General features: G+C 43.6%; 28 protein-coding genes and 2 pseudogenes. 16 read left to right on the top strand and 14 right to left on the bottom strand.

Annotated features, from left to right (window positions below; all coding sequences use genetic code 11):
- Window positions 1-26: 26 nt before the first annotated feature.
- From SPTER_RS13175 to SPTER_RS13155, 5 genes and pseudogenes are all read left to right on the top strand, one after another.
- A complete protein-coding gene (locus SPTER_RS13175) occupies window positions 27-353 on the top strand; it encodes a helix-turn-helix domain-containing protein (RefSeq protein WP_144350803.1) in 327 nt (108 codons plus the stop codon).
- A 173-nt stretch (window positions 354-526) separates the two neighbouring features.
- Window positions 527-748, top strand: coding sequence for a helix-turn-helix domain-containing protein (locus SPTER_RS25915; protein ID WP_425474369.1), 222 nt, complete (start codon window positions 527-529; stop codon window positions 746-748).
- The gene (locus SPTER_RS13165) at window positions 654-1,058 is read left to right on the top strand and encodes a DDE-type integrase/transposase/recombinase (RefSeq protein WP_144350801.1); all 405 of its coding nucleotides are present in this window, start codon (window positions 654-656) and stop codon (window positions 1,056-1,058) included. The genes SPTER_RS25915 and SPTER_RS13165 overlap by 95 nt, the downstream gene beginning before the upstream one ends.
- Window positions 1,059-1,088: 30 nt before the next feature.
- A pseudogene (locus SPTER_RS13160) lies at window positions 1,089-2,234 on the top strand (IS3 family transposase).
- Between the two features lie 357 nt (window positions 2,235-2,591).
- Window positions 2,592-3,215 (top strand): CBO0543 family protein, encoded by a 624-nt coding sequence (locus SPTER_RS13155; protein WP_144350800.1) that lies wholly within the window; start codon window positions 2,592-2,594, stop codon window positions 3,213-3,215.
- Between the two features lie 13 nt (window positions 3,216-3,228).
- On the opposite strand, the gene SPTER_RS13150 is transcribed toward SPTER_RS13155, so the two are convergent.
- Complete coding sequence (locus SPTER_RS13150) at window positions 3,229-3,684, bottom strand: CBO0543 family protein (RefSeq protein WP_144350799.1); 456 nt, start codon at window positions 3,682-3,684, stop codon at window positions 3,229-3,231.
- A 580-nt stretch (window positions 3,685-4,264) separates the two neighbouring features.
- Between SPTER_RS13150 and SPTER_RS13145 the strand changes: the two genes are divergently transcribed.
- Entirely contained in the window at window positions 4,265-4,786 is a 522-nt protein-coding gene (locus tag SPTER_RS13145) for an RNA polymerase sigma factor (RefSeq protein ID WP_144350798.1), read from the top strand.
- A 135-nt stretch (window positions 4,787-4,921) separates the two neighbouring features.
- On the top strand, window positions 4,922-5,212 hold the full coding sequence (locus tag SPTER_RS13140; RefSeq protein ID WP_246105301.1) for a hypothetical protein: 291 nt from the start codon (window positions 4,922-4,924) through the stop codon (window positions 5,210-5,212).
- 51 nt (window positions 5,213-5,263) lie between these two features.
- On the opposite strand, the gene SPTER_RS24760 is transcribed toward SPTER_RS13140, so the two are convergent.
- A complete protein-coding gene (locus SPTER_RS24760; RefSeq protein ID WP_170233260.1) occupies window positions 5,264-5,440 on the bottom strand; it encodes a hypothetical protein in 177 nt (58 codons plus the stop codon).
- 245 nt (window positions 5,441-5,685) lie between these two features.
- Here SPTER_RS24760 and SPTER_RS25670 point away from each other — a divergent pair, with 245 nt between their 5' ends.
- Window positions 5,686-5,820: a hypothetical protein gene (locus SPTER_RS25670; protein WP_281289442.1), complete on the top strand. Its 135-nt coding sequence runs from the start codon at window positions 5,686-5,688 to the stop codon at window positions 5,818-5,820.
- Window positions 5,821-6,051: 231 nt separating this feature from the next.
- Here the strand turns inward: SPTER_RS25670 and SPTER_RS13130 are convergent, their stop codons facing one another.
- Both SPTER_RS13130 and SPTER_RS13125 read right to left on the bottom strand, forming a co-directional pair.
- On the bottom strand, window positions 6,052-6,366 hold the full coding sequence (locus SPTER_RS13130) for a type II toxin-antitoxin system RelE/ParE family toxin (protein ID WP_170233259.1): 315 nt from the start codon (window positions 6,364-6,366) through the stop codon (window positions 6,052-6,054).
- Window positions 6,344-6,643 carry a type II toxin-antitoxin system Phd/YefM family antitoxin gene (locus SPTER_RS13125; protein ID WP_144350795.1) on the bottom strand — a complete coding sequence of 100 codons (300 nt, stop codon included), beginning with the start codon at window positions 6,641-6,643 and terminating at the stop codon, window positions 6,344-6,346. The genes SPTER_RS13130 and SPTER_RS13125 overlap by 23 nt, the downstream gene beginning before the upstream one ends.
- Before the next feature lie 904 nt (window positions 6,644-7,547).
- Between SPTER_RS13125 and SPTER_RS13120 the strand changes: the two genes are divergently transcribed.
- The 3 genes from SPTER_RS13120 (at window position 7,548) to SPTER_RS13105 (ending at window position 11,126) form a co-directional block, all read left to right on the top strand.
- The gene (locus SPTER_RS13120; protein ID WP_342787089.1) at window positions 7,548-8,567 is read left to right on the top strand and encodes an MBL fold metallo-hydrolase; all 1,020 of its coding nucleotides are present in this window, start codon (window positions 7,548-7,550) and stop codon (window positions 8,565-8,567) included.
- 123 nt (window positions 8,568-8,690) lie between these two features.
- Complete coding sequence (locus SPTER_RS13115; protein ID WP_170233258.1) at window positions 8,691-9,497, top strand: alpha/beta fold hydrolase; 807 nt, start codon at window positions 8,691-8,693, stop codon at window positions 9,495-9,497.
- 525 nt (window positions 9,498-10,022) lie between these two features.
- Window positions 10,023-11,126 carry an epoxyqueuosine reductase gene (locus SPTER_RS13105; RefSeq protein ID WP_144350792.1) on the top strand — a complete coding sequence of 368 codons (1,104 nt, stop codon included), beginning with the start codon at window positions 10,023-10,025 and terminating at the stop codon, window positions 11,124-11,126.
- Window positions 11,127-11,244: 118 nt separating this feature from the next.
- On the opposite strand, the gene SPTER_RS13100 is transcribed toward SPTER_RS13105, so the two are convergent.
- Both SPTER_RS13100 and SPTER_RS13095 read right to left on the bottom strand, forming a co-directional pair.
- On the bottom strand, window positions 11,245-11,502 hold the full coding sequence (locus SPTER_RS13100) for a Txe/YoeB family addiction module toxin (protein ID WP_144350791.1): 258 nt from the start codon (window positions 11,500-11,502) through the stop codon (window positions 11,245-11,247).
- Window positions 11,495-11,749: a type II toxin-antitoxin system Phd/YefM family antitoxin gene (locus SPTER_RS13095; RefSeq protein ID WP_144350790.1), complete on the bottom strand. Its 255-nt coding sequence runs from the start codon at window positions 11,747-11,749 to the stop codon at window positions 11,495-11,497. Before SPTER_RS13095 ends, SPTER_RS13100 begins: the two co-directional genes overlap by 8 nt.
- A gap of 89 nt (window positions 11,750-11,838) precedes the next feature.
- Here SPTER_RS13095 and SPTER_RS13090 point away from each other — a divergent pair, with 89 nt between their 5' ends.
- The 3 genes from SPTER_RS13090 to SPTER_RS25910 all read left to right on the top strand — a co-directional run bounded on the left by SPTER_RS13090 (window position 11,839) and on the right by SPTER_RS25910 (window position 13,003).
- A complete protein-coding gene (locus SPTER_RS13090; RefSeq protein ID WP_144350789.1) occupies window positions 11,839-12,024 on the top strand; it encodes a hypothetical protein in 186 nt (61 codons plus the stop codon).
- A 350-nt stretch (window positions 12,025-12,374) separates the two neighbouring features.
- Window positions 12,375-12,647 (top strand): Y-family DNA polymerase, encoded by a 273-nt coding sequence (locus SPTER_RS13085; RefSeq protein WP_246105300.1) that lies wholly within the window; start codon window positions 12,375-12,377, stop codon window positions 12,645-12,647.
- 209 nt (window positions 12,648-12,856) lie between these two features.
- Entirely contained in the window at window positions 12,857-13,003 is a 147-nt protein-coding gene (locus SPTER_RS25910; protein ID WP_144352900.1) for an IS3 family transposase, read from the top strand.
- A gap of 177 nt (window positions 13,004-13,180) precedes the next feature.
- Here the strand turns inward: SPTER_RS25910 and SPTER_RS13070 are convergent, their stop codons facing one another.
- Window positions 13,181-13,819 (bottom strand): hypothetical protein, encoded by a 639-nt coding sequence (locus SPTER_RS13070; RefSeq protein ID WP_144350788.1) that lies wholly within the window; start codon window positions 13,817-13,819, stop codon window positions 13,181-13,183.
- Between the two features lie 441 nt (window positions 13,820-14,260).
- Here SPTER_RS13070 and SPTER_RS13065 point away from each other — a divergent pair, with 441 nt between their 5' ends.
- Complete coding sequence (locus tag SPTER_RS13065) at window positions 14,261-15,097, top strand: YueI family protein (protein WP_170233257.1); 837 nt, start codon at window positions 14,261-14,263, stop codon at window positions 15,095-15,097.
- 669 nt (window positions 15,098-15,766) lie between these two features.
- Here SPTER_RS13065 and SPTER_RS13060 read toward each other — a convergent pair.
- Window positions 15,767-16,913, bottom strand: a pseudogene (locus SPTER_RS13060) (IS3 family transposase).
- Between the two features lie 99 nt (window positions 16,914-17,012).
- Here SPTER_RS13060 and SPTER_RS13055 point away from each other — a divergent pair.
- The gene (locus SPTER_RS13055; RefSeq protein ID WP_144350787.1) at window positions 17,013-17,690 is read left to right on the top strand and encodes a CBO0543 family protein; all 678 of its coding nucleotides are present in this window, start codon (window positions 17,013-17,015) and stop codon (window positions 17,688-17,690) included.
- Between the two features lie 278 nt (window positions 17,691-17,968).
- Here SPTER_RS13055 and SPTER_RS13050 read toward each other — a convergent pair whose 3' ends face one another.
- The 6 genes from SPTER_RS13050 to SPTER_RS13030 form a co-directional block, all read right to left on the bottom strand.
- On the bottom strand, window positions 17,969-18,244 hold the full coding sequence (locus SPTER_RS13050) for a hypothetical protein (protein WP_144350786.1): 276 nt from the start codon (window positions 18,242-18,244) through the stop codon (window positions 17,969-17,971).
- The gene (locus SPTER_RS24755) at window positions 18,237-18,395 is read right to left on the bottom strand and encodes a hypothetical protein (RefSeq protein WP_170233256.1); all 159 of its coding nucleotides are present in this window, start codon (window positions 18,393-18,395) and stop codon (window positions 18,237-18,239) included. The genes SPTER_RS13050 and SPTER_RS24755 overlap by 8 nt, the downstream gene beginning before the upstream one ends.
- A gap of 1,105 nt (window positions 18,396-19,500) precedes the next feature.
- Window positions 19,501-19,704, bottom strand: coding sequence for a DUF5652 family protein (locus tag SPTER_RS13045; RefSeq protein WP_144350785.1), 204 nt, complete (start codon window positions 19,702-19,704; stop codon window positions 19,501-19,503).
- A 588-nt stretch (window positions 19,705-20,292) separates the two neighbouring features.
- Complete coding sequence (locus SPTER_RS13040; protein WP_144350784.1) at window positions 20,293-20,643, bottom strand: hypothetical protein; 351 nt, start codon at window positions 20,641-20,643, stop codon at window positions 20,293-20,295.
- 130 nt (window positions 20,644-20,773) lie between these two features.
- Complete coding sequence (locus SPTER_RS13035; RefSeq protein WP_144349161.1) at window positions 20,774-21,001, bottom strand: GlsB/YeaQ/YmgE family stress response membrane protein; 228 nt, start codon at window positions 20,999-21,001, stop codon at window positions 20,774-20,776.
- Between the two features lie 42 nt (window positions 21,002-21,043).
- Window positions 21,044-21,997: a hypothetical protein gene (locus SPTER_RS13030; protein WP_144350783.1), complete on the bottom strand. Its 954-nt coding sequence runs from the start codon at window positions 21,995-21,997 to the stop codon at window positions 21,044-21,046.
- Window positions 21,998-22,058: the final 61 nt, after the last annotated feature.

Below are 22,058 nucleotides of genomic sequence, written 5' to 3'. Positions count from 1 at the left end.
AGGTCCATAGTGGGGGTTCGATCTACATGGTAAAAAGCCGCAAGACGACAATAGAGGAACGCATTGAGATTGTCAGCTATTGCATAGCCAACAATAAGGACTACGGGAAGGCCATTGAACGCTACAGTGTGTCCTATCAGCAAATTTATGGATGGGTCAGGAAATACGAAAACGATGGTCCTGAGGGCCTCGTTGATCGCCGTGGCAAATGCAAAGAGGAAGCTTCTATGAGCGAGGTTGAAAAACTGCGTGCGCAGTTAAAGCTCAAAGAAGCTGAAAATCTGAGGCTTCAGATGGAGAACGACTTGTTAAAAAAAATGGAGGCACTCGAAAGGGGGCGAGGCGTGGACTAAGCCTAGTGCGGCTTGAGAATCAGTATTTGGCGGTAAGCGATGTACATGAAGAGAAGCGGTATCCTATCCGTGCGCTTTGCGACATTCTCAAACTGAACCGTTCCTCTTATTATAAATGGCTTCACCGAGACGGCAGCGAACAAGCAGCCAAGGATACTGAGGTGATTGACTATATGTGCATACTCTACCAAGAGTCCAATGGGATATTCGGATACCGTCGGATGCAGCTCAACTTAGAGCGTCGGTTTCACCTGCACTGCAACAAAAAGCGCGTTTATAGAGTCATCAAAAGCACTGGGGATGAAATCGGTTATTCGCCGGAAGAAACCCAACTATGTCAAATCCACACCGGAGATCACGGCGGAAAATATCCTCAACCGTCAGTTCACTGCTGAAAAGCTCAACGAAAAGTGGCTTACGGATGTTACAGAGTTTAAATATGGGGACAGTGAAAAGATGTACCTCAGCGCGATTCTCGACCTGAAAGATAAAAGTATTGTTTCCTATGCTATTGGCCACAGCAATAACAACAAGTTAGTGTTTGACACGTTCGATGAAGCCGCCATAAAATACCCAAACGCAAAACCTCTGTTTCATAGTGACCGGGGATTCCAGTATACGAACAGAATATTCAAGGCAAAACTTGACGCTCAGGGTATGATACAGTGCCCCGTCCCCCCTTTGATGGACAGTAGAAACGCGTAGTATACTGGAATCAGAGAGGGGAATGAAATGGTGAAACAGTTTAGCGCCGAGTTTAAACTGCAAGCGGTGAAAAGAGTAGAAGCGACCGGTGGGCCGGTATCCAAAGTGGCAGCCGAGTTAGGGATCAATGAGAATACGCTTCATGGGTGGTTGAAAAAGTATCGGGAAAAACCTAATGCCCCGTTTCCCGGCAGCGGCAAGCTCAGTCCAGACGATGAGCGACTAAGAAAGCTAGAACGAGAAAATCGTGACCTGCGGGAGGAAAATGAGATTTTAAAAAAGGCGGCAGCGTACTTCGCGAAGAACCAGAAATAAAACGGTTCAAATTTATCAAAGCTAACCGCCAAACCTATCGGGTGGAGAAGCTGTGCAAAGTGCTGGGGGTTCCCGCAGTGGCTACTATGCATGGGAAAATCGCCCGAAAAGCCAAAGGGACTTAGAAAACGAGGCCATCTTGGCGCAGATTGAGCAACTTCATCAAACGAAACGCCATGTTTATGGTTGCCGTAAAATCTATCAAGAGTTGCGCCGTAAGGGTCTGAGAGTAAATCATAAGCGGATAGAACGCCTGATGAAGCAGGCGGGCATTCACTCTAAAACAGCCAAAATATTCAAGGCCACTACGAATTCGAAACATGCCCTTGCCGTTGCCGAAAACCTGTTAAACCGTGAGTTTACAGCCTCCAGGCCCAATCAAAAAATGGTCAGTGACATCACCTATCTATGGACGGAGGAAGGCTGGCTGTACGTGGCTGCCATCATTGACCTATGCGGGCAAAGAGTGGTCGGATTATCCATGAGTGAGCGGATGACCAAAGAACTGGTCATGCAGGCGTTAGACAGTGTCTGCAAGCGAGCTCGGCCGCCCCACGGCGTACTCATTCACTCCGATCGTGGCAGCCAGTATTGCTCTAAGGATTATCAGGATGTACTCAAAGAGCGCGGATTTATTTGCAGCATGTCCAGGAAGGGCAACTGTTGGGACAACGCACCAATGGAGGCATTTTGGGGCAAGATGAAATATGAATGGCTGATCGGGCAACGGTTTCAGACCCGCGAACAGGCCAGGGCGCCGTATTTGAATATGTGGAAATCTTTTATAACCGGCAACGAATTCATGCCACCAATGGATACCGAACTCCCGAAGAGTACTATTTGTTGGCTATGGCTGCTTAAATCAGCGAAATAGTAAGCTATCCTGTGAAAAACTATGTTATCCTTGTGCTTTTTCTGTCTATTGAACGGGGGACGCCGCAACCTTATGTAATTTCGATGCACGTGGAGTGTTGCATTTGGCTAAAAAGAAAACACCAAGGTTTTGTGCTTGGTGTTTTTTGTTGCTTTAAAAGGGTATAGACACTATATAATGGAAATTAGAAATATTTTAATTTCTTCGATTTATCCCTGCACGTTACTGTCTACAGGAAAGTAACGGATTAATGATCTATCTGTGCTAGGAAGGTGATAGAAGTCTCGTATGTATAAAGTTTTTCCATCTGTCAAAGATAAAGAAAAGTTGGCGATGGAGGTAATATGGATACTTTTTATCAATTGGTAAACGCGGTGATCATTTCGGCGAATATTTCATACTTCCATTGGAGTACTAAAGAAGTTCTTTCTCTGGGGTGGTTGGTCGTTGCTGGTTTTCTTGCGATAGCTTGTGTGCTATTATTTATCCTAATCGACAAGAGCAGATTGCGTGAAATACTTTTGTTTGGTTTTATATTGACATTTCTATTTGTATACACTGACGTAATTGCGACTGAATATGGCCTGTGGGAATATAAGACCCGCATTATTCCTATAAAGGCAAGCATATTCCCTTTTTCATATACCATGAACCCGATATTTCATATGCTGGCTTATCAATACGGTAATACGCGGTGGCGTTTTGTTTCACTAAACACTATTGTAGCGGGATTATTTGCTTTTATTGCCCATCCTTTGTATGTTTGGGCAGATGTATTATGGCTTGGAAATTGGAATTATATCAATTCATTTATATATCTCATGGCCATTCCCTGGGGCGTAAGGAGTTTCGTTATTTGGATTGCCAATATTGAGCAACAATACGCAACAGAAAACAGACGATCAACGTTGTTTAGGGCACTCAGCCCGGCAATGAAATTACTTGACGGCGATAAGGACGAAAAGTAAACAATAGATAGGTTTATAGAACTTTCTTCTGCCATAAAAATGCGAGAAAAGAATAGACTGTAAATGCCGCCAGATATGTCAAAGAGAGGTGCCAGTGATGATATACCAGAAGATGCGAGTATTTTAGACCAGCCCATTCCCAGGAGATGGTCAACGCTGAAACAATGGCGATTACTACGGTGTTGTAGGAAACGGACGGCTTCAAAAGGTACACAAGCATTATTGCTTTAGGTGGCAGGCCCAAAAGGCCATATAGCAATTCTGTCCCAGGCCGACCAATTGTTGGTGAAGGGAAATCCCACGTCCCAAAGTGAAGACCCAGCAGATTACTTGTAAATGCAAGCCATGAACTAAAAAAGAATAAATTCAGAAGTCGCCGCGAAGGCAAAGGTTTTTGCCAATAAAGAACAGCAACTATAGTGGGATGTATAAGCATATTGGCAGTGATGAGAATAATATCCATATTCATACAATGGTCTCCTGTTATACCATCAATAACTAAACTCATAATAGATAGTAAAGCGCTACTTTATATTTTACCCTTGATCCGAGGCAGTATTCAAACTGCCTCTTTATTACGCATGTAGGTGCGCTGTTTATCAGCCAAAACTCGTTATCTTTAGGCCATCAATGTTCTGGTTTACTGCCGATGTATAAAAGCATTAAATTACACTGCAATAAAACGGATCTAATTTCGTCATAATAGTAGAAGTGTCATTTTGCTGATAAAGTAGAGGTGAAAATGGGTAGGGATGTTTGGGATTTACTGTTCCGTACGTCTATTGCCGGAGCAGCTATTACCGGCTGCTTCCTGTATGTTAAAGCAAAGGCTGGCTGGGTTAGACAATGCCATTTATTGATAGGGGTATTGGCAGTTGTTTTATGTTTGTTACGTTTTTTAGGAATTAACCCCGCCGAGCGTGAGACAGCACCCATTTTTTAGCTGTCGCGTCTTGGCAGGAAACCGGTCGCTGTAAGTGGAAAGGCTGTTATTACAATGAAAATGAATAGGAATGATGATGAATTTGCATTAGAGGAATGTTTTTACTGTGCGCAAACAACAAAATGAATTTGTCAGTGTTATAAAAAAGGAGCAGCCGAAGTTGCTGCGCTATGTTCGGCAAAGGCTGACCGGCATCTCCGACATGGATGCGGAAGACATCGTGGCAGATGTACTCTTTAATGTGTATAACCGGATGACTGCTGACAACCATATGGAAAACCTGGCTGCTTATCTATATCAGTCGGTAAAGCATAAAATATGGGATCATTTCCGGCAGGCGAAGACGCCGTTATCTTTAGATGCTTTGGATAAGGATACTGGTTTGCCGAGGGGCGAGAAGCTGATGGACACGACAGGCGATGTGGAAAGCTTGGTAGAGAAAAAAGAGTTTGCCTTGCGATTAAAGAATGCGTTAATAAAGTTAGAGCCCAAACAGCGTGCCGTTTGGGCGGCTACCGAACTGGATGGCTATACCTTTAAAGAATTATCGCTAAAATGGGGTGAGCCCATCGGTACGCTGCTATCGCGGACGACGCAGGCGCTGCGCAAGACGCTGCAAGAAGAATGATTTATATTGATAGAGGTGGATACTATGCAATGGCAGTGTAATTTTTGTATAACGAAAACAAGGCATATCCTTATTCAAATTTGTCTCGGACTGGCATTATCCATATTGTTTGGTCTTGGTTTTGGCTTTTTTGTCATGCTGCTGTGGAACAGCTTGTTGCCTGATATCTGGGGCTGGAAGGAAATCACGTATTGGCAGGGAGCGGGACTTGTCATCCTGATGCGGCTGCTTTTTGGCAGCCAGGGTTACCACAAGGAGGCGAACCAGCCGCAAGCAGGATGCCATACAGCTTTTCCCCAGTATACTGCAGAGAAGAGTGATCCATATTATGAAAAATGGTGGGAAGAAGAAGGGGCGGCTTCTTTAGAAAAATACACCAAAAGACTACTGGAACAAGAAATATCGCAGCAAGATAACAGGCAATAAAAAATTTGACCGTACAAGATTTCTAATCTCTCCACCCAGAGAGATTACAGCTCAATCCCCAGGAGGTTTTTCACTACCAAACCGATTAGAAAAGAGATTGCAGCTACACTTAAACTTACAACAGCCATCATCCTTAACCTGCCGGGCAATATTGAAGCAAATTTCTCGTTCCGTAGCTTCCGCTCGTTGTAAATATTTTACTAGTGGCAATAATTCCTTGTTGTCCATAAGCATCCTCCATACGGCATGGGCAAATAGTGCTTATTTATCATACCCTGCTATCTATTGCAATATAACAACAGAAAGAAGCGATGACTTGGGCAGATCGACGTACGGTAAAGCAACAATGCGGCATACTCATTTCTAAAATATATCATCGCACTGCAATAAATTGGATTGAATTTCGTCGTAATGGTATGAGGGTACTTTTATAGAGAAAGAAAATGCCTAATCAGTAAAGGAGGAATTGAGACATGATTGATTCTAAAGTAATGGAAGCCTTTGAGCTTATGTGGGGGAATTATCCGGAACCGGCTACGCTGGTACATAAAAGCAGGGAAATCATCGCTGTCAATGCAGCGGGTCGAAGCTTTGGACGTAGGGGATGAACTGTGCAAAAATTGGCACTGAACCTCATCGGGACTGTTTGGCAAACCAGGCATTAGCAACACAGAAGCCTACATTCGTCAAAGGGAAATTGGGTGAGAGGGAAATCATTTCGTATTGGCTGCCGATAGCGGGGTATCCTGAGCATTTTATCCATTTCGGAGTGGGAGTAACGATTGATTACGACGCAGCTTTGGAAAAATGATAAATGGCTAAAAGAAAGAAGCAGACACTTACTCAATTAAATCCCAATTGCGGCGGTTATCCCAGATATGCATGATCTTCACAGACGAATTGACGATTACGTACAAAACTGAATAATGCTTATGAACGGCCAGGCGGCGGTAACCGGCGGTTGCCAAAGCAGGATAGTCCAATAAAATGGTACATAAGAAGGGATTGGCGGTAAGCACGGTATTAATTTTATCACGAATTGACTTTGCCAGCGTTTGAGCGGCAGTAGCATTGTCTCTGGCAATAAAGCGAATGATTTCTTTTAAATCTTTAGCGGCGGAGGGGGCAATTTCAATACGATACTTTTTGCTCATTCCCACCTGAACTCCCTGCCGCTTCAGCGTCAATCTCATCCATCACAGCGTTAAAATCAAGCATTTCTCCCCGCCGATTCTCAGCCTCGGCCAGTAAAAGTTTCTCATACAGGCGAAGTTGCGCGAGGAGTTTTTCGTAATGCTCGTGACTGGTCAGCACCATATGGTTGGAGCCATTCTTGGTTAGATAAACGGGCGAATTCTGTTCAAAGCATATGGACTCAATTTCTGAAACCTTTTTGGATAAATCTGAAACCGGCCGGATAATAACGGACATAGCAAACACCTGCCTTTGTGTATCTTGGTCATATTATATCCTATTTCGGAAAATAATACAATTAATTATCATAGTAAAAGAAGAATATTATATAGAAAATGAGTTGATTAACTGTGCGTTCAGAGGTAACATGAGCACAAGAAAAGCACAGGATACGACCGAAGTTCATCAGCGGTTTGAGGCGGCGATAGAAGAGCTTAATTTATTTAGGCGTGATAATCCATAAAGTCAGTGCAATTTCAAAGTGATTTGCAGTCCTAAGCTTGACAATGATATGTGTGCCGCCGGTACTAGGAACGTGAAACCTCAGCGGTCATTTTTTTGTTTAGCGTTGATCTACCTTGGTAAGGAACCTTTATCTATAAAAAAACTCAATTAGCAGTTTGGCAGCCAATTGAGTTTTTTTATGCACAAAAGAGTATGGGAATGATTTTTCAGTATCACCTGAGCTGATTGGAGCATAAAGGATTTGTTAACTTTCAAATACCAATATCTTTGGAAAGCTTGTATCAACAGGGAGGATTTACGTAAAAGGACTCGAAACCTGAACATTAAAAAGGATTGCCCCAAGGGAATTAACGAAAATCGTAAAATGTGTTAATTTCTACTCATACTGGGAGTTCGATACTAAAGAGAATTACGGGAATGCAAATGATTGGTTTTTGGAAAACTACGGGAAGGAAATAATAAAATTGCCAATCGAGAGGATGATTATTATGAAGCAATATCGAAACTTCGCATGGTTCAATTTCACGTTAGCTGTTGCTATATCCAAACTAAGATTGGCTTTTGGGAGAATGGCATGAAAGGGCGGTTACGAAAAATGCTATTAGTTCCCTTCATAATCCTTGTTATAATAGCTCTCGGTATAGGTATTTATCTACAGCATCCTAAATTTGGAACCTTGCCGGAAGGTACACGCCTTGAACAAATCAAGAGTTCACCGCATTACGCTGACGGGCAATTTCAGAATTTAGTTCCCATTCCCCCGCGTGTTGAGGGAACCAGTCCCGTTTCGTTATGGTTGGAGTATCTTTTTATTCCCAAAGAACGGCTGGCACCGACAGAGCCTATTCCTGCCGTAAAGACAGACCTGATGGCCTTAGACAGGGATAAGGATATAGTGATTTGGCTGGGACATTCTTCGTACTATATGCAGCTCGGGGGAAAACGGATCCTGATTGATCCGGTATTTAGCGCTTATGCAGCCCCTGTCCCTTTTGTCAACAGGGCTTTTGAGGGGACCAATCCGTACACGGCGGAAGATATGCCGGAAATCGATTATTTGCTGATTACTCACGATCACTGGGATCATCTGGATTATTCCGCGATTAGCGCCCTGAAGCCCAAAGTCAAACAGGTGCTCTGCGGTTTAGGCGTAGGCGCGTATTTCGAGCAATGGGGCTTTGCGGCGGACCTCATCCATGAAGCTGACTGGTTTACCGCAGTGGCGCTGGAAGCTGATTTCACTGTTCATGTGCTGCCGGCCCGTCATTTTTCCGGGCGTATGCTGACCAGAAATAAGACGCTGTGGGCAAGCTTGGCCCTGGTAACCCCTGAACGCCGGATATTTTTCAGCGGTGACAGTGGCTATGGGCCGCATTTTAAGCAAATTGGCGAAAGCTTAAACGGCTTCGATCTTGTTGTTTTGGATAACGGCCAATACGACAAAAATTGGCCGCATGTACACATGACACCGGAAGAAGCGGTACAGGCTGCCGAAGCCCTGAAGGCCAAAGCCTTGATGCCGGCGCATGTAGGAAAGTTTGCCATTGCCAACCATCCCTGGGACGAACCGTTTCAGCGAATCACTGCTGCCAGTCAGAATAAGAACTATAGGCTGCTTACACCAATGATCGGAGAGCCGCTAGAGCTTGCAAATGAGCAACAAGTCTTTTCTCCCTGGTGGGAAGGAATGAATTGAGAGGCTGATAAACCCGGGAGGGTGCACATATCTTCTCCTTACCGCTATTATCGTTGCGGTAGCCTGCTATTTTACCTATTTTGGGTATCAGCGGCGCGATTTGCATAATTAATGGGAGGGAATATGGAAAAGTTTGTAAATCAAGAAGGATGCAAAGTAGCTTATGATTATTTAGCGGGGAACCGGGCCATTACCATTATTTTAGTGCATGGTTATGGACTGTATCGTGCCATGTGGCAGCCTCAGGTTACATTTTTGCAGGAAAGTGGCTATGCCGTGATTAACATTGATGTACGGGGCCATGGAAATTCAAGACCCGCAAGTGAATTTAGCGTGAAACTGGCGGCAGAGGATATTCACGCCATACTCAATTCAGAAAAGCCTGGGCAATATTTACTGTGCGGGCTGTCAATGGGTGCCTTTGTCGTACAGGAATATGCCTTCCTTTTCGGGGGGGCCGCTGGGTATATGCTGACAGGGGTGACGCCGTTATTTATACCTTACCCCAAATGGGAAAAGATACTGCTCGCATCCTCCGGGGCAATGATGAAGTATCTTTACACCTGGAAGGGGCTGAAAAAAGCGATGGCAAAAGGAAGCACCTATACAAAACCGGCGCTGCTGAGGGTTGGGCAGATGTTTGAAGAAATCGACAAGCAGGAGTTTCTGGTTTCGTGGCAGGGTTTTACAACCTGCCTGCATGAAGAACTGTTCAAGTATAACGTGCCTCTTTTGGTTGTTGCCGGTGAGCAGGATACACGAGGAACCATCCAAAAGCATCTTCCGGATTGGCAAAAACATTATCCGGGTTGTGCAGTAAAAACCATTGCCAATGCGGGCCATGTGGCAAATCTGGACCAGCCGGAACAATTCAACAGGATATTGTTTTCTTTTATAAGTCATTGTGAGTCGGAAAAACCGTATCCGTAATACTGAATATGGACGATTGCGGACGCTCCTACCCCACCCTCTCATGGTCTGTAAATACGGTTTTTCGTGTTTTATTTCCACCTGATAATAACCCTTGATGCATACAGAAAGCGTGGGTGCGAATTGAACGCGCTTGAAACTATTGCCAATTTAGCGTTTTGCGTTAATTTGCAGCCACTGCTATTGTCACATTAACCCTTGAGGACATAAAAAATATGGAAGGAAAGTGTTTGAATTGATCAGACAAGGATTATATGAGTAGTATTGGACAAGACAGATATATGGAATTTGGCAGAAGTATTATTGAAGGCGTGGAGATCAAGCGATGTAGAAACAACCCCCATGCGTATAAGTCTCATGTCCATAATGAACTTTCTATAGGGTATATCTCTATGCACATATGAAGTATCCCTATTTACCAGCAGATGGCTCGGGTAGTTTATGTCGACCGATGTATGGTCAAGTGGGCGGGAATGCTTCTGTCTGAGCACAACGAGCAGATGAAAGAGAAAGACGGCAAAAGCAATGGGGCTCGTTGATTTTTCTTGTTTCCCCCGCAGGAGCGTATTGTGCGTCGATGCAAAATCATTCTTTGCGTCCGATGAGCTAGGTTATGAAAAGTGCGGCATTATTCCAATTCAGGAGATGGATGGGTATGCGGAAAAATTGGAGGAACGCATCCAGAAAGTTCCCGCATCTGAAAAGTTTTATCAGGGGCAGCGTCGCCTCCTTAACCTGCAGATTTCGTACCCATGGGCCAAGTCTGTGGTTGTACTTGCCAGGAGGTATGGGAGGTATAAAATACCACAACCTGTTAAAGGGCAAATTGCCAAATCGTATTTGCTTGATTTGCGGGCTGATCCTGAGCTTAAAGAATATAAGAGCAGCCAAGCTATGGATCAATACTTACAAAGCCTTGGACTGCAAGTTGCCACCAACCGAAAATGTGGAATTGTCGGGCTGCGATGGGCGGCCATGCAAGCAGGACTGGGGGTTATCCGTCGGAACAATTTCTTTTACGCGCAATCCGGTTCATGGGTGGCTCTGGAGGCATGGCTGACAGACAAGGAAATGGAGCTGCGTGAAACATCCGATTTGCCGCCTTGTCCCAAGGGCTGCAACCGCTGCGTAGTGGCCTGCCCAACACGCTCGCTGTCTGAGCCTTATACAATGCTGCCGACCACATGCGTTTCCTTTCTAACCACATTCGGTGGACGCAATTTGCCAAAGGAGCCTCTTAGTAAAGCGTTTGGCAGATGCATCTATGGATGTGATATTTGTCAGGACGTATGCCCCATGAATAAGGGAAGATGGCAGGAGAACGAGGATTTTCCCGGTCTGTCTGAACTGGCTCCTACGCTAACACCGGAAAGTATTTTAGAAATGGACGAGGATTATTACAAAGAAAAGATACAACCGAAGTTTTTTTATTTATCATCGGATGAGCTTTGGAAATGGAAGGTCAACGTACTGTGTTTTATGCGAAACAATTATCAGAAAGAATATAAATCCTATATTATCGCAGCCTGTGAAAATGAGAACATAAAGGTTCAGGAAATGGCCCGAGCAATTCGTGATGAATGGGGTCTTAGTAATGGAAACACTTCGACAGCCCTAATAGAATATTGAGGAATGTGCATGAAATCTTGCCCGGTCGGGTTGCGCTAAGAGCGGTTTATTCATTAACGAATTGAGTGACAAGCCTCTATAGGAAGTCCTGTTTGAGCGTCAAGCTTCGGTTGCTAGATCAATCATAATGATAGCGGCATTGGGCAATTTCGAGTTTATCGTCTCTGATCCGGTATATCAGTCTGTGTTCGGGGTCGATCCGGCGGCTCCAAAAACCTGACAACGTATGTTTTAAGGGTTCTGGTTTGCCGAGACCATCGAAAGGAGTTCGTTCGATATCTTTGATGAGAGCATTGATTTTCTTTACCATCTTTCGATCCGTGTCTTGCCAGTACAGGTAATCGTTCCAAGCATCATCGTCCCAGACTTTAATCATTCATTAATTCCTTCTTGATGCCCTTGCCTTGATTCAATCGCTCAATGGATTTCGTTAGCCGGTCATAGTTGGCTTTGTTGCTGCGGATGTATAGGTTTTCGATCATGTTATTGTATTCAGCTTCCGACAGGATAACCACGTTGCCGCCGCTCTTGCGGGTTACAAAAATAGTCTCTACATCGTTATTCGCCCTGTCGCAATACTCTTTGAAATTTTCTCTCACGGTGCTATAGTTGGCTGCTATCATTCTAATCCCTCCCTGTACAATATATTGTACGATATAATTTAATTTTATGCAACGTCATAGAAATAATATTTTTTTGCTAGGGTGGTGCCATGAAGCTGATTTTTGTCCGCAACCCCATCACGCCGGACAAGCGGGACATACAGTATGCAGAGGCGCGGGCAACCATTGCCGAGCATATTGCGCCCATCCTCCGGGAGTGGACGGACACGGATTTTTCCGTCAGCATTAACGGACACTTCCAGGCGGGGCCTGGGTTCACGGGCTGTGTAAAATAATGGTTTATGTTTCTTCAGACAAGCCTAGAAAACATCACAAAAATGCAAATTGATTTCAACTATAGTTTATGGAGAAAAGTGGCAGTAAAGCCGGGCCATTGTGCCCGGCTTTACTTCTATTCAAGTTAGCAAAAATTACCAAGTCCATCGACATTTACATGGAACATACGTTCTAGCATTATGTAAATAGAGGTGAATAGTGATGAGCGAACATACTGTAAATTTACTAAGTATCCCTATTTACCAGCAGATGGCTCGGGTAGTTTATGTCGACCGATGTATGGTCAAGTGGGCGGGAATGCTTCTGTCTGAGCACAACGAGCAGATGAAAGAGAAAGAAGGCAAAAGCGATGGGGCTCGTTGATTTTTCTTGTTTTCCCCGCAGGAGCGTATTGTGCGTCGACGCAAAATCATTCTTTGCGTCCGTAGAGGCGGTTCGGCGGGGGCTTGATCCACTAGAAGCCTATATTGCTGTCGTATCGGATGCAAGGAGAGCCGGTGCAGTCGTACTGGCCAGCAGCCCGAGGGTTAAATCGGAATATAATATCAAGACCGGAAACCGGCTCTTTGAAATTCCCAAGCGTTCCCCGATTATGGTAGTAGAACCAAATAAGGGACAGTAGGGACGTCAGACTGTGCGAAAATAACAATTTAGCAAGCTGGCCCCAAGGCAAGAATATCAAGGCTTTCACACGGACCGCGGCGGTGAGTTTAAGAACCAACTGATTGACGATGTAATCAAGACCTTTGGCATCAAGCGTTCCTTGAGCATGAAAGGCTGTCCATATGATAACGCCGTGTCAGAAGCAACCTATAAATTGATTAAGTCTGAATTGTCAGGAACAGCCGTGTTGGAACACTTGAACAGCTCAAAAGTGGACTAGATGAATATGTTCAATGGTTTAATGAAAAGAGGCTTCATTCCACTTTGGGCTATCTCAGTCCACTTCAGTATAAGTCCCTTAATAAAACTGTCTAGTTTTATGTTGACAGTCCAGGGATTCCCCAACGCACGTATATCCTTTATTTTCCGCGCTACCACAGCCCCCCAGGCGTATTTGGTGTGCTCTCGTAACTTTCTGTCGAGCTGTGTTTTCAGAGCAGCCCCTTTTATGTTGCTATGTGTCTCAACTGTGTTCATAACAGTTGAAGAAAGCTACTTAAAAACGTTAACCTGCTTTATTCCTTTTAAACTCTCTTTTTCTAGTATAGATAAGATCCAACTGTCTGTTCCGTCCTCATAACGATATGTTAGCAATACAATATTGCCGCTATCATCGTAAACGGCATTTCCGGCATTATTATTGAGTATGGCGCTAAACAGCTCCTTATTGTCCACTTCTTTTACTGCTTTAAATTCTTTTATTCCTTGCGCATTGGATGCATGTAATTCGTTTTTTTGCATATTATATACATATGCGGAGCTTTCAATAGCACCTGCGTTTCCCAAAGCGAAAGCTTCATTATTTGATTTTATAATAGTGTAATCGCTGCCCTGTAGTTTATTAAGCCCCAAAGACTTGTTATCGACGGTATGGACAATGTTTTCTTGATCAAAATCATAAATCAATATTCCGTTGAAATTCAATATAACTGCGTATTGTTTATACGCATAAACTAATTTAGGACCCGTTGCCCCGATGGGCTGTTTTTTTATGTCTTCAATTATTTGTTCATTCTTGTTTAAATACGTTTCTAATTCGGAGTTTTCTTTATCTGTTTTCTCATTCGTGCAACTTGCTGCTATCAATAAAACGAATAGCAAAACTAAGAGAAAAGCCGCTTTCTTTCGCATCGATACGTCTCCTTCGCTCGGACAAAATTTAGTAGAAAACATGGATGCAGAGGGATATCCATAACCCTCTTCTGATTGGGTTTGATGCGTATAAATCTCTATTTACCATGTTATCATACTTGTGATGGTTTTCTCCAGTCAAACATACTCTTTCTCCGGCGATAAAGGCACTTCATACTGCCGGTTGCCGTCTTTTGTTTTTTGACGCCCGCTTGTTATTGCTATGGGAAAATATGGTACATGTTTCCTTAGACGTAGTTAGAAAACATCAGGCTTTCGGGCCTGATGTTTTTTGGAATAATAATACTATGTAAGATGTATCAAATACCAATAAATATCTTTGAGGAAAGCTTGTATCACATGGAGGATTTACGTAAACGGACTCGAACCTGAACATTAAAAGGAGGGTAACGTACTATTGAGCAGTAGGGGGTGAACCCATTGAGAATATTTGATTCAATCAGGATTAAAAATGTCAATTTTAAAAACCGAGTGGTCATGGCGCCAATGGTGCCTTTCGGGATGCCGGCGGACCAAGATGGGATGATGGGTAACGAGTTGCTGCATCACTATTTACAAAGAACGGCCAATGGGATGGGGCTTATGATTTGTCAATCTCTTTCCGTTACTTCTCAAAGTCGCAGCGGTAGCGGCGAAATGGAGGTTTATATGGATAATACTCTTCAAACGGAATCCATTAGCAATTGGGTACAGAAGGATAAACTGGAACAGGCTTTAATGGTGGGAATGCATAGGGCACCGGAATTAAAGCATGATGAAAAAATCTATTATCTTGGTGAGTTTAAAGAACGGGTCTTAAAAAAATTAACAAAAAAACAAGTATTGGAGGCGGCCGTCTATCCCGAAATCATTCAGTCGTTAAAAGATCCCAGAGCGAATAAGTTGATTATCGACGGAAGTCTTAGTGGATCGTCTGTTCAAAAATATCGAAAACTGGCCCGCAAATTAGGAGTTCCCAATACAGAGCGTAGTGATCCCGAGTTCAAGGGAGATACGGGGCTTATCATAGTTAGTGATCAGGCTGTAGCGGTTGAAGATATAACAATACCGGAGAGAAGCATTCGTTTAGAGGAACTAGGCCTGTCGTCAGCATTGGCCCGGGCAGCGGGTAGAAAGTTATGCAAAACATGCTTGCAAAAAGTTGCTGCGATAGATAAAAATGAGCTAATAAATTATCGCAAGCTTACATGGGCGGATCGTTTATGCGGGGACCGATGTCCTGGACATGATAAAGTTGACGCTGGTAATTTCGTTTAATTTATGGGAGAAAACTGCTCAATAATTTAAAAATTACATATACAGAAAGAGGCGATGGAGTTCGCCATTAAGTCCGTTAGCGGTAATGTTCCTACCACAAAGTGGTAGGAGTCTGTTTTTGCGGTGTGTCCAGCATGGGCGCTTACTAGTTGGTGAAGTCCAATACGGGGGTTGATAAATACCCTTTTAAGGGGGGCAACGAGTCAAAGGCGTTAAGGCTTGAACAATGTGAAAGCCCAGCGTCTTTAGGCACTGGCCGGTAACAGGCCCCTTATAGGGGCGAGCAAACCGCCCGTTGGACGGGTGGTGCCGATTACCAAAAAACAGGCAATCTTTTTATAAAATAACCCGGCGCCGTTGCGTCCCGCCGGGATTAAAACACATTCCCTGTCCCCTGCGTTTTTTATAAATGATATTGTTGACTAGCAAGATAAAAATTGCCTGCACCGGTTGCCCGGTGCTTGTTTTTTGCCTCCCATGCAGAGCAGTTGATTATGGATTCATTCAACCACCGGTCGTTCATATTCTTTTGGTCCCCTTGTCTGCGATCCTCCCAGCGGGGAAAGGCAAGCGCATAACGGGCGGAGTATGCGGCGTCCCCCGTTCAATAGACAGAAAAAGCACAAGGATAACATAGTTTTTCACAGGATAGCTTACTATTTCGCTGATTTAAGCAGCCATAGCCAACAAATAGTACTCTTCGGGAGTTCGGTATCCATTGGTGGCATGAATTCGTTGCCGGTTATAAAAGATTTCCACATATTCAAATACGGCGGCCCTGGCCTGTTCGCGGGTCTGAAACCGTTGCCCGATCAGCCATTCATATTTCATCTTGCCCCAAAATGCCTCCATTGGTGCGTTGTCCCAACAGTTGCCCTTCCTGGACATGCTGCAAATAAATCCGCGCTCTTTGAGCACATCCTGATAATCCTTAGAGCAATACTGGCTGCCACGATCGGAGTGAATGAGTACGCCGTGGGGCGGCCGAGCTCGCTTGCAGACACTGTCTAACGCCTGCATGACCAGTTCTTTGGTCATCCGCTCACTCATGGATAATCCGACCACTCTTTGCCCGCATAGGTCAATGATGGCAGCCACGTACAGCCAGCCTTCCTCCGTCCATAGATAGGTGATGTCACTGACCATTTTTTGATTGGGCCTGGAGGCTGTAAACTCACGGTTTAACAGGTTTTCGGCAACGGCAAGGGCATGTTTCGAATTCGTAGTGGCCTTGAATATTTTGGCTGTTTTAGAGTGAATGCCCGCCTGCTTCATCAGGCGTTCTATCCGCTTATGATTTACTCTCAGACCCTTACGGCGCAACTCTTGATAGATTTTACGGCAACCATAAACATGGCGTTTCGTTTGATGAAGTTGCTCAATCTGCGCCAAGATGGCCTCGTTTTCTAAGTCCCTTTGGCTTTTCGGGCGATTTTCCCATGCATAGTAGCCACTGCGGGATACCCCCAGCACTTTGCACAGCTTCTCCACCCGATAGGTTTGGCGGTTAGCTTTGATAAATTTGAACCTTTTATTTCTGGTTCTTCGCGAAGTACGCTGCCGCCTTTTTTAAAATCTCATTTTCCTCCCGCAGGTCACGATTTTCTCGTTCTAGCTTTCTTAGCCGCTCATCGTCTGGACTGAGCTTGCCGCTGCCGGGAAAAGGGGCATTAGGTTTTTCCCGATACTTTTTCAACCACCCATGAAGCGTATTCTCATTGATCCCTAACTCGGCTGCCACTTTGGATACCGGCCCACCGGTCGCTTCTACTCTTTTCACCGCTTGCAGTTTAAACTCGGCGCTAAACTGTTTCACCATTTTCATTCCCCTCTCTGATTCCAGTATACTACGCGTTTCTACTGTCCATCAAAGGGGGGACGGGGCAAGTATACTTTCGCATATAAAACACTTCACATGGGAGATACTAAAGAGCGCATTACAACCCAAGGAGGGCTCTATATGATTACTGCTGAGATGATACATCAGCTTAGACTTGAATTGTGGAATTTAACATACACCCAATGGAAAACACAAATACTCTTTACTGTTCAGTGGTGGAGCTTGGTCGTCCTCGTTGCCATTTCTTATGCCATCTGGTGGGTAATAGTAGATAAACAGCGATTATCCCAAATACTATTGTTTGGGTCATTCGTAGCTGTTGGTAGAATCGTGATGGATATTATCGCAAGCAACATTGGCCTTTGGAGTTACAATATTCGCGAAACTCCATTTATTCCCACCCCGTTTCTGCATGATTTCACTCTGACACCGTTGGCTTTAATGGCGGTTCATCAATATTGCCATTCGTGGAAGAAATTCCTTATTTGGACTACCATAACCGTGGGGATTATCTCTTTTGTGTTCTTCCCGCTATTAACAATATTCCATTTCTTAACGCTATACAAGTGGAATCTTATTTATAGCTTTGTCTTGGTTATGGGAATAGCTTTTTTGGCGCGATTCGTATTGCTCGGAATCCTCAAGATTGAGCAAAATTACAAACATGCCAAAGATTTATTTAAACAGGAAAATTTCAAGCTCGCCCCTGCTATGAAACCATTAGACAAAGAATACGAGAGGCAAGACGAATAGTAGGATAAGAGCCACATAAACTTTCAATGGCGCTTTTTTAGAATCAAACTAAGAGTCGCCCTATATGGGCTGGCAGGAAGGGAAATAAATAAAATCCGCTGTATCCATAATCATCGGAATAACAGTGGATTTTTTGCTTTTCTTTATGACGTATGTAGTCGTTTTTGCGGTCGCTCCCGATAGGAGCCAGTTTTATTTCGGGAGTCATAATTCAACCTCTTCGGAACAAATGTTCGACATAGATTGACAAATAAAAACGCGCTTGAGTAATACGGTTATTACTTAGCGCGTTTGAGTAGTGCGATTTCTGCTTCGTTTTCAAAAAGTCGTTTAGCTAGAAGATCTATTTTAGCTTCAACTCGTGGAATAAATTCTGCTTCTCGATAGGTTTTCTCGACTAAGCCAAGTAAAGCATCATTTGCCTCGCGTGTGTTTTTGAATCCGGTATTAATTTTTGACTCAACGCTGTTTAAGTGTTCAAACAGATGTTGTTGGCCTTGTTCTAACTTCCCAAGTTTCTCAAGGACTAGTCGTTGAAATTCTTCATTAGTCATGACTTTTCTCCTTTCTGGCTTTGGCTTCTGCCCGAGCCTTTTTATTTTTCTCTCTGGCGTCCCAGAAGATGGTTTCCAGTGATTTGCGGATGTTGGCTTTGTCATCTTCAGTAAGTGGTATGCCATCAAACCTGATTTCATGATTGTCCAAAAACTTTTCGAGGTCTTTTGGTTTTTTATCTTCTTGAGGCTCAGTAAAATCCAGATATCCAGCTGCTTCTTGAAGTTGTTCAGCAGTTATATTCCGTAATTATATTGTACTTTATTACATTGCCTGTAGACAATAGCAAGGCAATAAAAAATATTGTTAATAACAATAATAAAAGGTTGACTGTTATCTATATACAGGATATGAATTTATTGTCAAGAGACAACAGATAGGAGGGCATATTAGGTATTCTCAATCTCTGCTCTAAGGAAGGTTGGGAGCATAAGGAGTATATTTTTTTAGACTTATCATTGTTTACAAACAATGGGGATTTGAATAAGCACGAATCCACGCTGCCGGGGACGGGGTAAAATAAGAGGGCATTTGTCAGGGCTGTCCAAGGCGATCACAAGCATGCCGCCAAGTCAGTTTTTGAGTGAGTTGGGACTTAACCAAGTTGCGTTACTATAGCATCTTTGTTTAAGAGTATTAAGCGTAAATTATCCCAGTCTATTTATATGTGATAGTGGTTTATGTTATGCATGATTTTTTGTGTGGGGGGGGGGGGGATGAAATGCCCGCGGAAAGCAAATTAATGGTCGTAGATGAGTGGTCCGGTAAATACATGAACAATGAGGTCTAGCGTGATCCGGCCATGAAAATGGTTAAGTCTTTTAACGACTTGCCATATGTGCAGGTGGAAGCCATCTTGTTCGTTATAACATCGAAGCGGCTGGACTTAGCAATAAAAGAAGCCAGAGAACTGTAAAAACAGTTACTCTGGCGGCTCTAGCGATAAAGTGTGGTCGCTATCTGTTGCCTTCTTTTTGATCCGCATAGACATTTTTCTTAATATCAGGGGGTGTGTCTTTGCCATTCAAGTTTGAAATGACATGAGTCTTACGATCAAACTTTTTGTTATGATCAGTAGAATTTTTCAAGGAAATCACCTCCGATGTTAGTATTTCCTAGCTCAGCTTATATACATCAGGTAAAAATCTGAAAGATTAGGTGAGGATGCTGATAATGTGTGACTGTGTAAAGGCCAAGGGCATGCAGTGAATATGGGAGTGGGACGGAAATTTTATGTATGCCGTATGAACCCTTGTTATGATTTTCTTTTTGAGAAGAAGGCAAGATAGATGATTTCTAACACGCCGAGGGTGTTAATAATGAATAGTGCGATAAACCATCCTAATTGACTATTCCGGGCAGCATGCCAAGTGGCGACAGCTTTCCATGCTATACTCCATATGACAATTAAAGTAAGCAACCAAGGGGTATGGTGGATTGTGGAAATTATGTTTTCCATATAATTCTCCTTTCTGTTTTAATTAAATATAGGATGCCTATAGTAATAAGTTTATATCAAAAAGGGCAGCTAGTCTGCCCTAATCTGCGTTTATATTATTTTGAGGGTGGGGATATGATGCCAGCAGTGGACGTAAAGGAGCAGATTAAGAGGGAAAACCGGGTGGCGGCAGACTGGCTCATACACTACCGGGAGAGACGGCGCGCTCGTAACGGCAACGACAGACAACGAAGTTAGCGTATACCCCTGAAAGCAGGTCTGCAATTGAATAGGAGAATCACCGTTGCTCCCAATCACCTCCACAGCTAATTTTTTTCTTCCCTCAGCACGTTCTTCGGCTGTTGCCCTTTTGGTATAATCAAGGTAGATCGTATTGAATCCCTGCGAAACTCAAATCCTTTATAATGAAATATAGATAAAAGAAAAGAGCCTTAAGGCTCTAAGCTTTACAAACAATGTGTTTAACAGTTTCATCAATCTCGTGTTGCTGGTATTCTTTATCTTCCTCCGGCTAGGACTATTCAATCTGTTTCTTTTTGGGCCGGGATCAAACTTCTGCTATCAATAACATCCAATGCTATAATAAAGTTATTTTTGTCTTATAAATTTATGTTCTTCAAATAGCAGATAATCGCCATCTTTTACATAAGATATGGTTTTCGCTTCGGACCCTGTGTTTACAGTGAGAACGCCATCTTTTAAAACAGCTGTATATTCTCTTGTTCTCTTTTCATCATTGTTAACGATTTTAGCGATAGTAGTAGGGGTACTCTGCGTTACAATAAAACTTTCTCCATTTCGCTTAATTTCAACTGTTTCTGCAGACCTTTCAGAATTTACCCATTTACCGGTAAATTCACCACCTGTGATATTTCCACATCCGGCTGCAAAAACTAGCATTAAGACAGTTGAGAATAACATTGCAATCATACGTCTCATTTTTCTTCACGTTCCTAATATTTATTGAATTACTTTTGCCAACGAGGCATCACTACCTCAGATTGGTATTTCTTGATCTGCCGCTGCACCTTAATGACTATCCTCTTGTCTGGCCAGCATAAAAAGTTACTTAAAAAATTCGTATAACCCATAACAGTATAATCGCTCCGAAAGTTGCCATGATGATTTCACCGATTGTGCCATAGGTACTGATCCCTAAAAGGCTAAACAAATATCCGCCGATAAAAGAGCCTACTACACCGATGACTAAATCACCGACAAGGCCAAAGCCTCCGCCCTTTATAACCTGACCAGCCAACCAACCCGCAATAATACCAATTATCAGAAACCAAAGCATACGTAATCCTCCGTCTCAGTTTTAAATTAACCACCCTCAAAATCACTTAACAGAAACTGTATCGATTGACGTCTCATTTGTTTCCGAAAGAGTTTCAATGGAAGCCAGCACAACGCCATGGAATGTAAGTCTCTTAGTGCCATATAGCCAAACCGAATCGTTTTTTTCAGTACGCATAGGCTTACCCCAACTAAGATGTACCTGCTCTTTAGTCATGCCTTCTTCTATATCCCCATTTTCAATTTGCGCCCACAAAGCATAAGATCCGCCCAGACTGATTTTGGGGTCTGCCGCAAACAGATCAGCTTGCCACGGGGGAGCCTCAGTCCACGCTTCAACTGGAGTATTGGTCCAACTGTAAGCAATGGGGAGAATCGCTTTTTCCCCGTTTACTGAAACAATCAGCCAAATCGGTTTTTGCGATTGATTGCCTGCATACACATCGACGACGGTAACCGGGCTGCCAATTGGCAGGGAGACTGACCTTGGCATTGTCGTGTTAGTCCAATATAGTCCTGACAAATCTCTAAACTTAGGGTAAACCGTAGTTCCTAAGAATTGTTGCCGGGCATTAGTCAAATCAGAGGTTAACACCAGGCCTTCTAATTGCCCGCGCATGGTACGGGCAGCCAGCTTCTCGCCGGTATCATCTACCGTCATAGTAACAATATATTCCTTTTGATTATAGCCAGCGGGAAAAGGTACTATTCCGGTAACTGTAATTTGTTTGCCAACATATTCAGCGTAGGGAATTCGAACCGAACGGTCCCCCTGGAAACCATGAACTGCTTCTTCGCCTATAAAAATCTCGTAGCCTGCCGCTTGCTTATCGACAGGTAAAGCAAGAAAAGTGAAGTTATGGCCTACCCATTGTTCGACCATTACATTAGCTGCCGGGTTTGCACTGGGTGCCTTGGCCGCCCCAACAGAACCAACTGTCCCCAACCCTGCCAGTAAACTCAAAACCAAGAAAATACGCAAGCTGAACATTTTCATTTGTTTTCCCCCAAATTTTTATTTATTGCTATAAAAATGTGAAACCAATCGCCCGGATAAG

It is taken from the genome of Sporomusa termitida (genome assembly GCF_007641255.1).
Lineage (GTDB): Bacteria > Bacillota > Negativicutes > Sporomusales > Sporomusaceae > Sporomusa > Sporomusa termitida.
This window is presented reverse-complemented; position numbering and strand designations above follow the sequence as displayed.

What these genes read in the sequence shown, in the direction of transcription:
- SPTER_RS13175 (WP_144350803.1), top strand. Translation starts at nt 27, where the DNA reads ATGGTAAAAAGCCGCAAGACGACAATAGAGGAACGCATTGAGATTGTC.
- SPTER_RS25915 (WP_425474369.1), top strand. Translation starts at nt 527, where the DNA reads ATGTGCATACTCTACCAAGAGTCCAATGGGATATTCGGATACCGTCGG.
- SPTER_RS13165 (WP_144350801.1), top strand. Translation starts at nt 654, where the DNA reads ATGAAATCGGTTATTCGCCGGAAGAAACCCAACTATGTCAAATCCACA.
- SPTER_RS13155 (WP_144350800.1), top strand. Translation starts at nt 2,592, where the DNA reads ATGGATACTTTTTATCAATTGGTAAACGCGGTGATCATTTCGGCGAAT.
- SPTER_RS13150 (WP_144350799.1), bottom strand. Translation starts at nt 3,684, where the DNA reads ATGAATATGGATATTATTCTCATCACTGCCAATATGCTTATACATCCC.
- SPTER_RS13140 (WP_246105301.1), top strand. Translation starts at nt 4,922, where the DNA reads ATGCTGCTGTGGAACAGCTTGTTGCCTGATATCTGGGGCTGGAAGGAA.
- SPTER_RS24760 (WP_170233260.1), bottom strand. Translation starts at nt 5,440, where the DNA reads ATGGACAACAAGGAATTATTGCCACTAGTAAAATATTTACAACGAGCG.
- SPTER_RS25670 (WP_281289442.1), top strand. Translation starts at nt 5,686, where the DNA reads ATGATTGATTCTAAAGTAATGGAAGCCTTTGAGCTTATGTGGGGGAAT.
- SPTER_RS13130 (WP_170233259.1), bottom strand. Translation starts at nt 6,366, where the DNA reads ATGAGCAAAAAGTATCGTATTGAAATTGCCCCCTCCGCCGCTAAAGAT.
- SPTER_RS13125 (WP_144350795.1), bottom strand. Translation starts at nt 6,643, where the DNA reads ATGTCCGTTATTATCCGGCCGGTTTCAGATTTATCCAAAAAGGTTTCA.
- SPTER_RS13115 (WP_170233258.1), top strand. Translation starts at nt 8,691, where the DNA reads ATGGAAAAGTTTGTAAATCAAGAAGGATGCAAAGTAGCTTATGATTAT.
- SPTER_RS13105 (WP_144350792.1), top strand. Translation starts at nt 10,023, where the DNA reads ATGGGGCTCGTTGATTTTTCTTGTTTCCCCCGCAGGAGCGTATTGTGC.
- SPTER_RS13100 (WP_144350791.1), bottom strand. Translation starts at nt 11,502, where the DNA reads ATGATTAAAGTCTGGGACGATGATGCTTGGAACGATTACCTGTACTGG.
- SPTER_RS13095 (WP_144350790.1), bottom strand. Translation starts at nt 11,749, where the DNA reads ATGATAGCAGCCAACTATAGCACCGTGAGAGAAAATTTCAAAGAGTAT.
- SPTER_RS13090 (WP_144350789.1), top strand. Translation starts at nt 11,839, where the DNA reads ATGAAGCTGATTTTTGTCCGCAACCCCATCACGCCGGACAAGCGGGAC.
- SPTER_RS13085 (WP_246105300.1), top strand. Translation starts at nt 12,375, where the DNA reads ATGGGGCTCGTTGATTTTTCTTGTTTTCCCCGCAGGAGCGTATTGTGC.
- SPTER_RS13070 (WP_144350788.1), bottom strand. Translation starts at nt 13,819, where the DNA reads ATGCGAAAGAAAGCGGCTTTTCTCTTAGTTTTGCTATTCGTTTTATTG.
- SPTER_RS13055 (WP_144350787.1), top strand. Translation starts at nt 17,013, where the DNA reads ATGGGAGATACTAAAGAGCGCATTACAACCCAAGGAGGGCTCTATATG.
- SPTER_RS13050 (WP_144350786.1), bottom strand. Translation starts at nt 18,244, where the DNA reads ATGACTAATGAAGAATTTCAACGACTAGTCCTTGAGAAACTTGGGAAG.
- SPTER_RS13045 (WP_144350785.1), bottom strand. Translation starts at nt 19,704, where the DNA reads ATGGAAAACATAATTTCCACAATCCACCATACCCCTTGGTTGCTTACT.
- SPTER_RS13040 (WP_144350784.1), bottom strand. Translation starts at nt 20,643, where the DNA reads ATGAGACGTATGATTGCAATGTTATTCTCAACTGTCTTAATGCTAGTT.
- SPTER_RS13035 (WP_144349161.1), bottom strand. Translation starts at nt 21,001, where the DNA reads ATGCTTTGGTTTCTGATAATTGGTATTATTGCGGGTTGGTTGGCTGGT.
- SPTER_RS13030 (WP_144350783.1), bottom strand. Translation starts at nt 21,997, where the DNA reads ATGAAAATGTTCAGCTTGCGTATTTTCTTGGTTTTGAGTTTACTGGCA.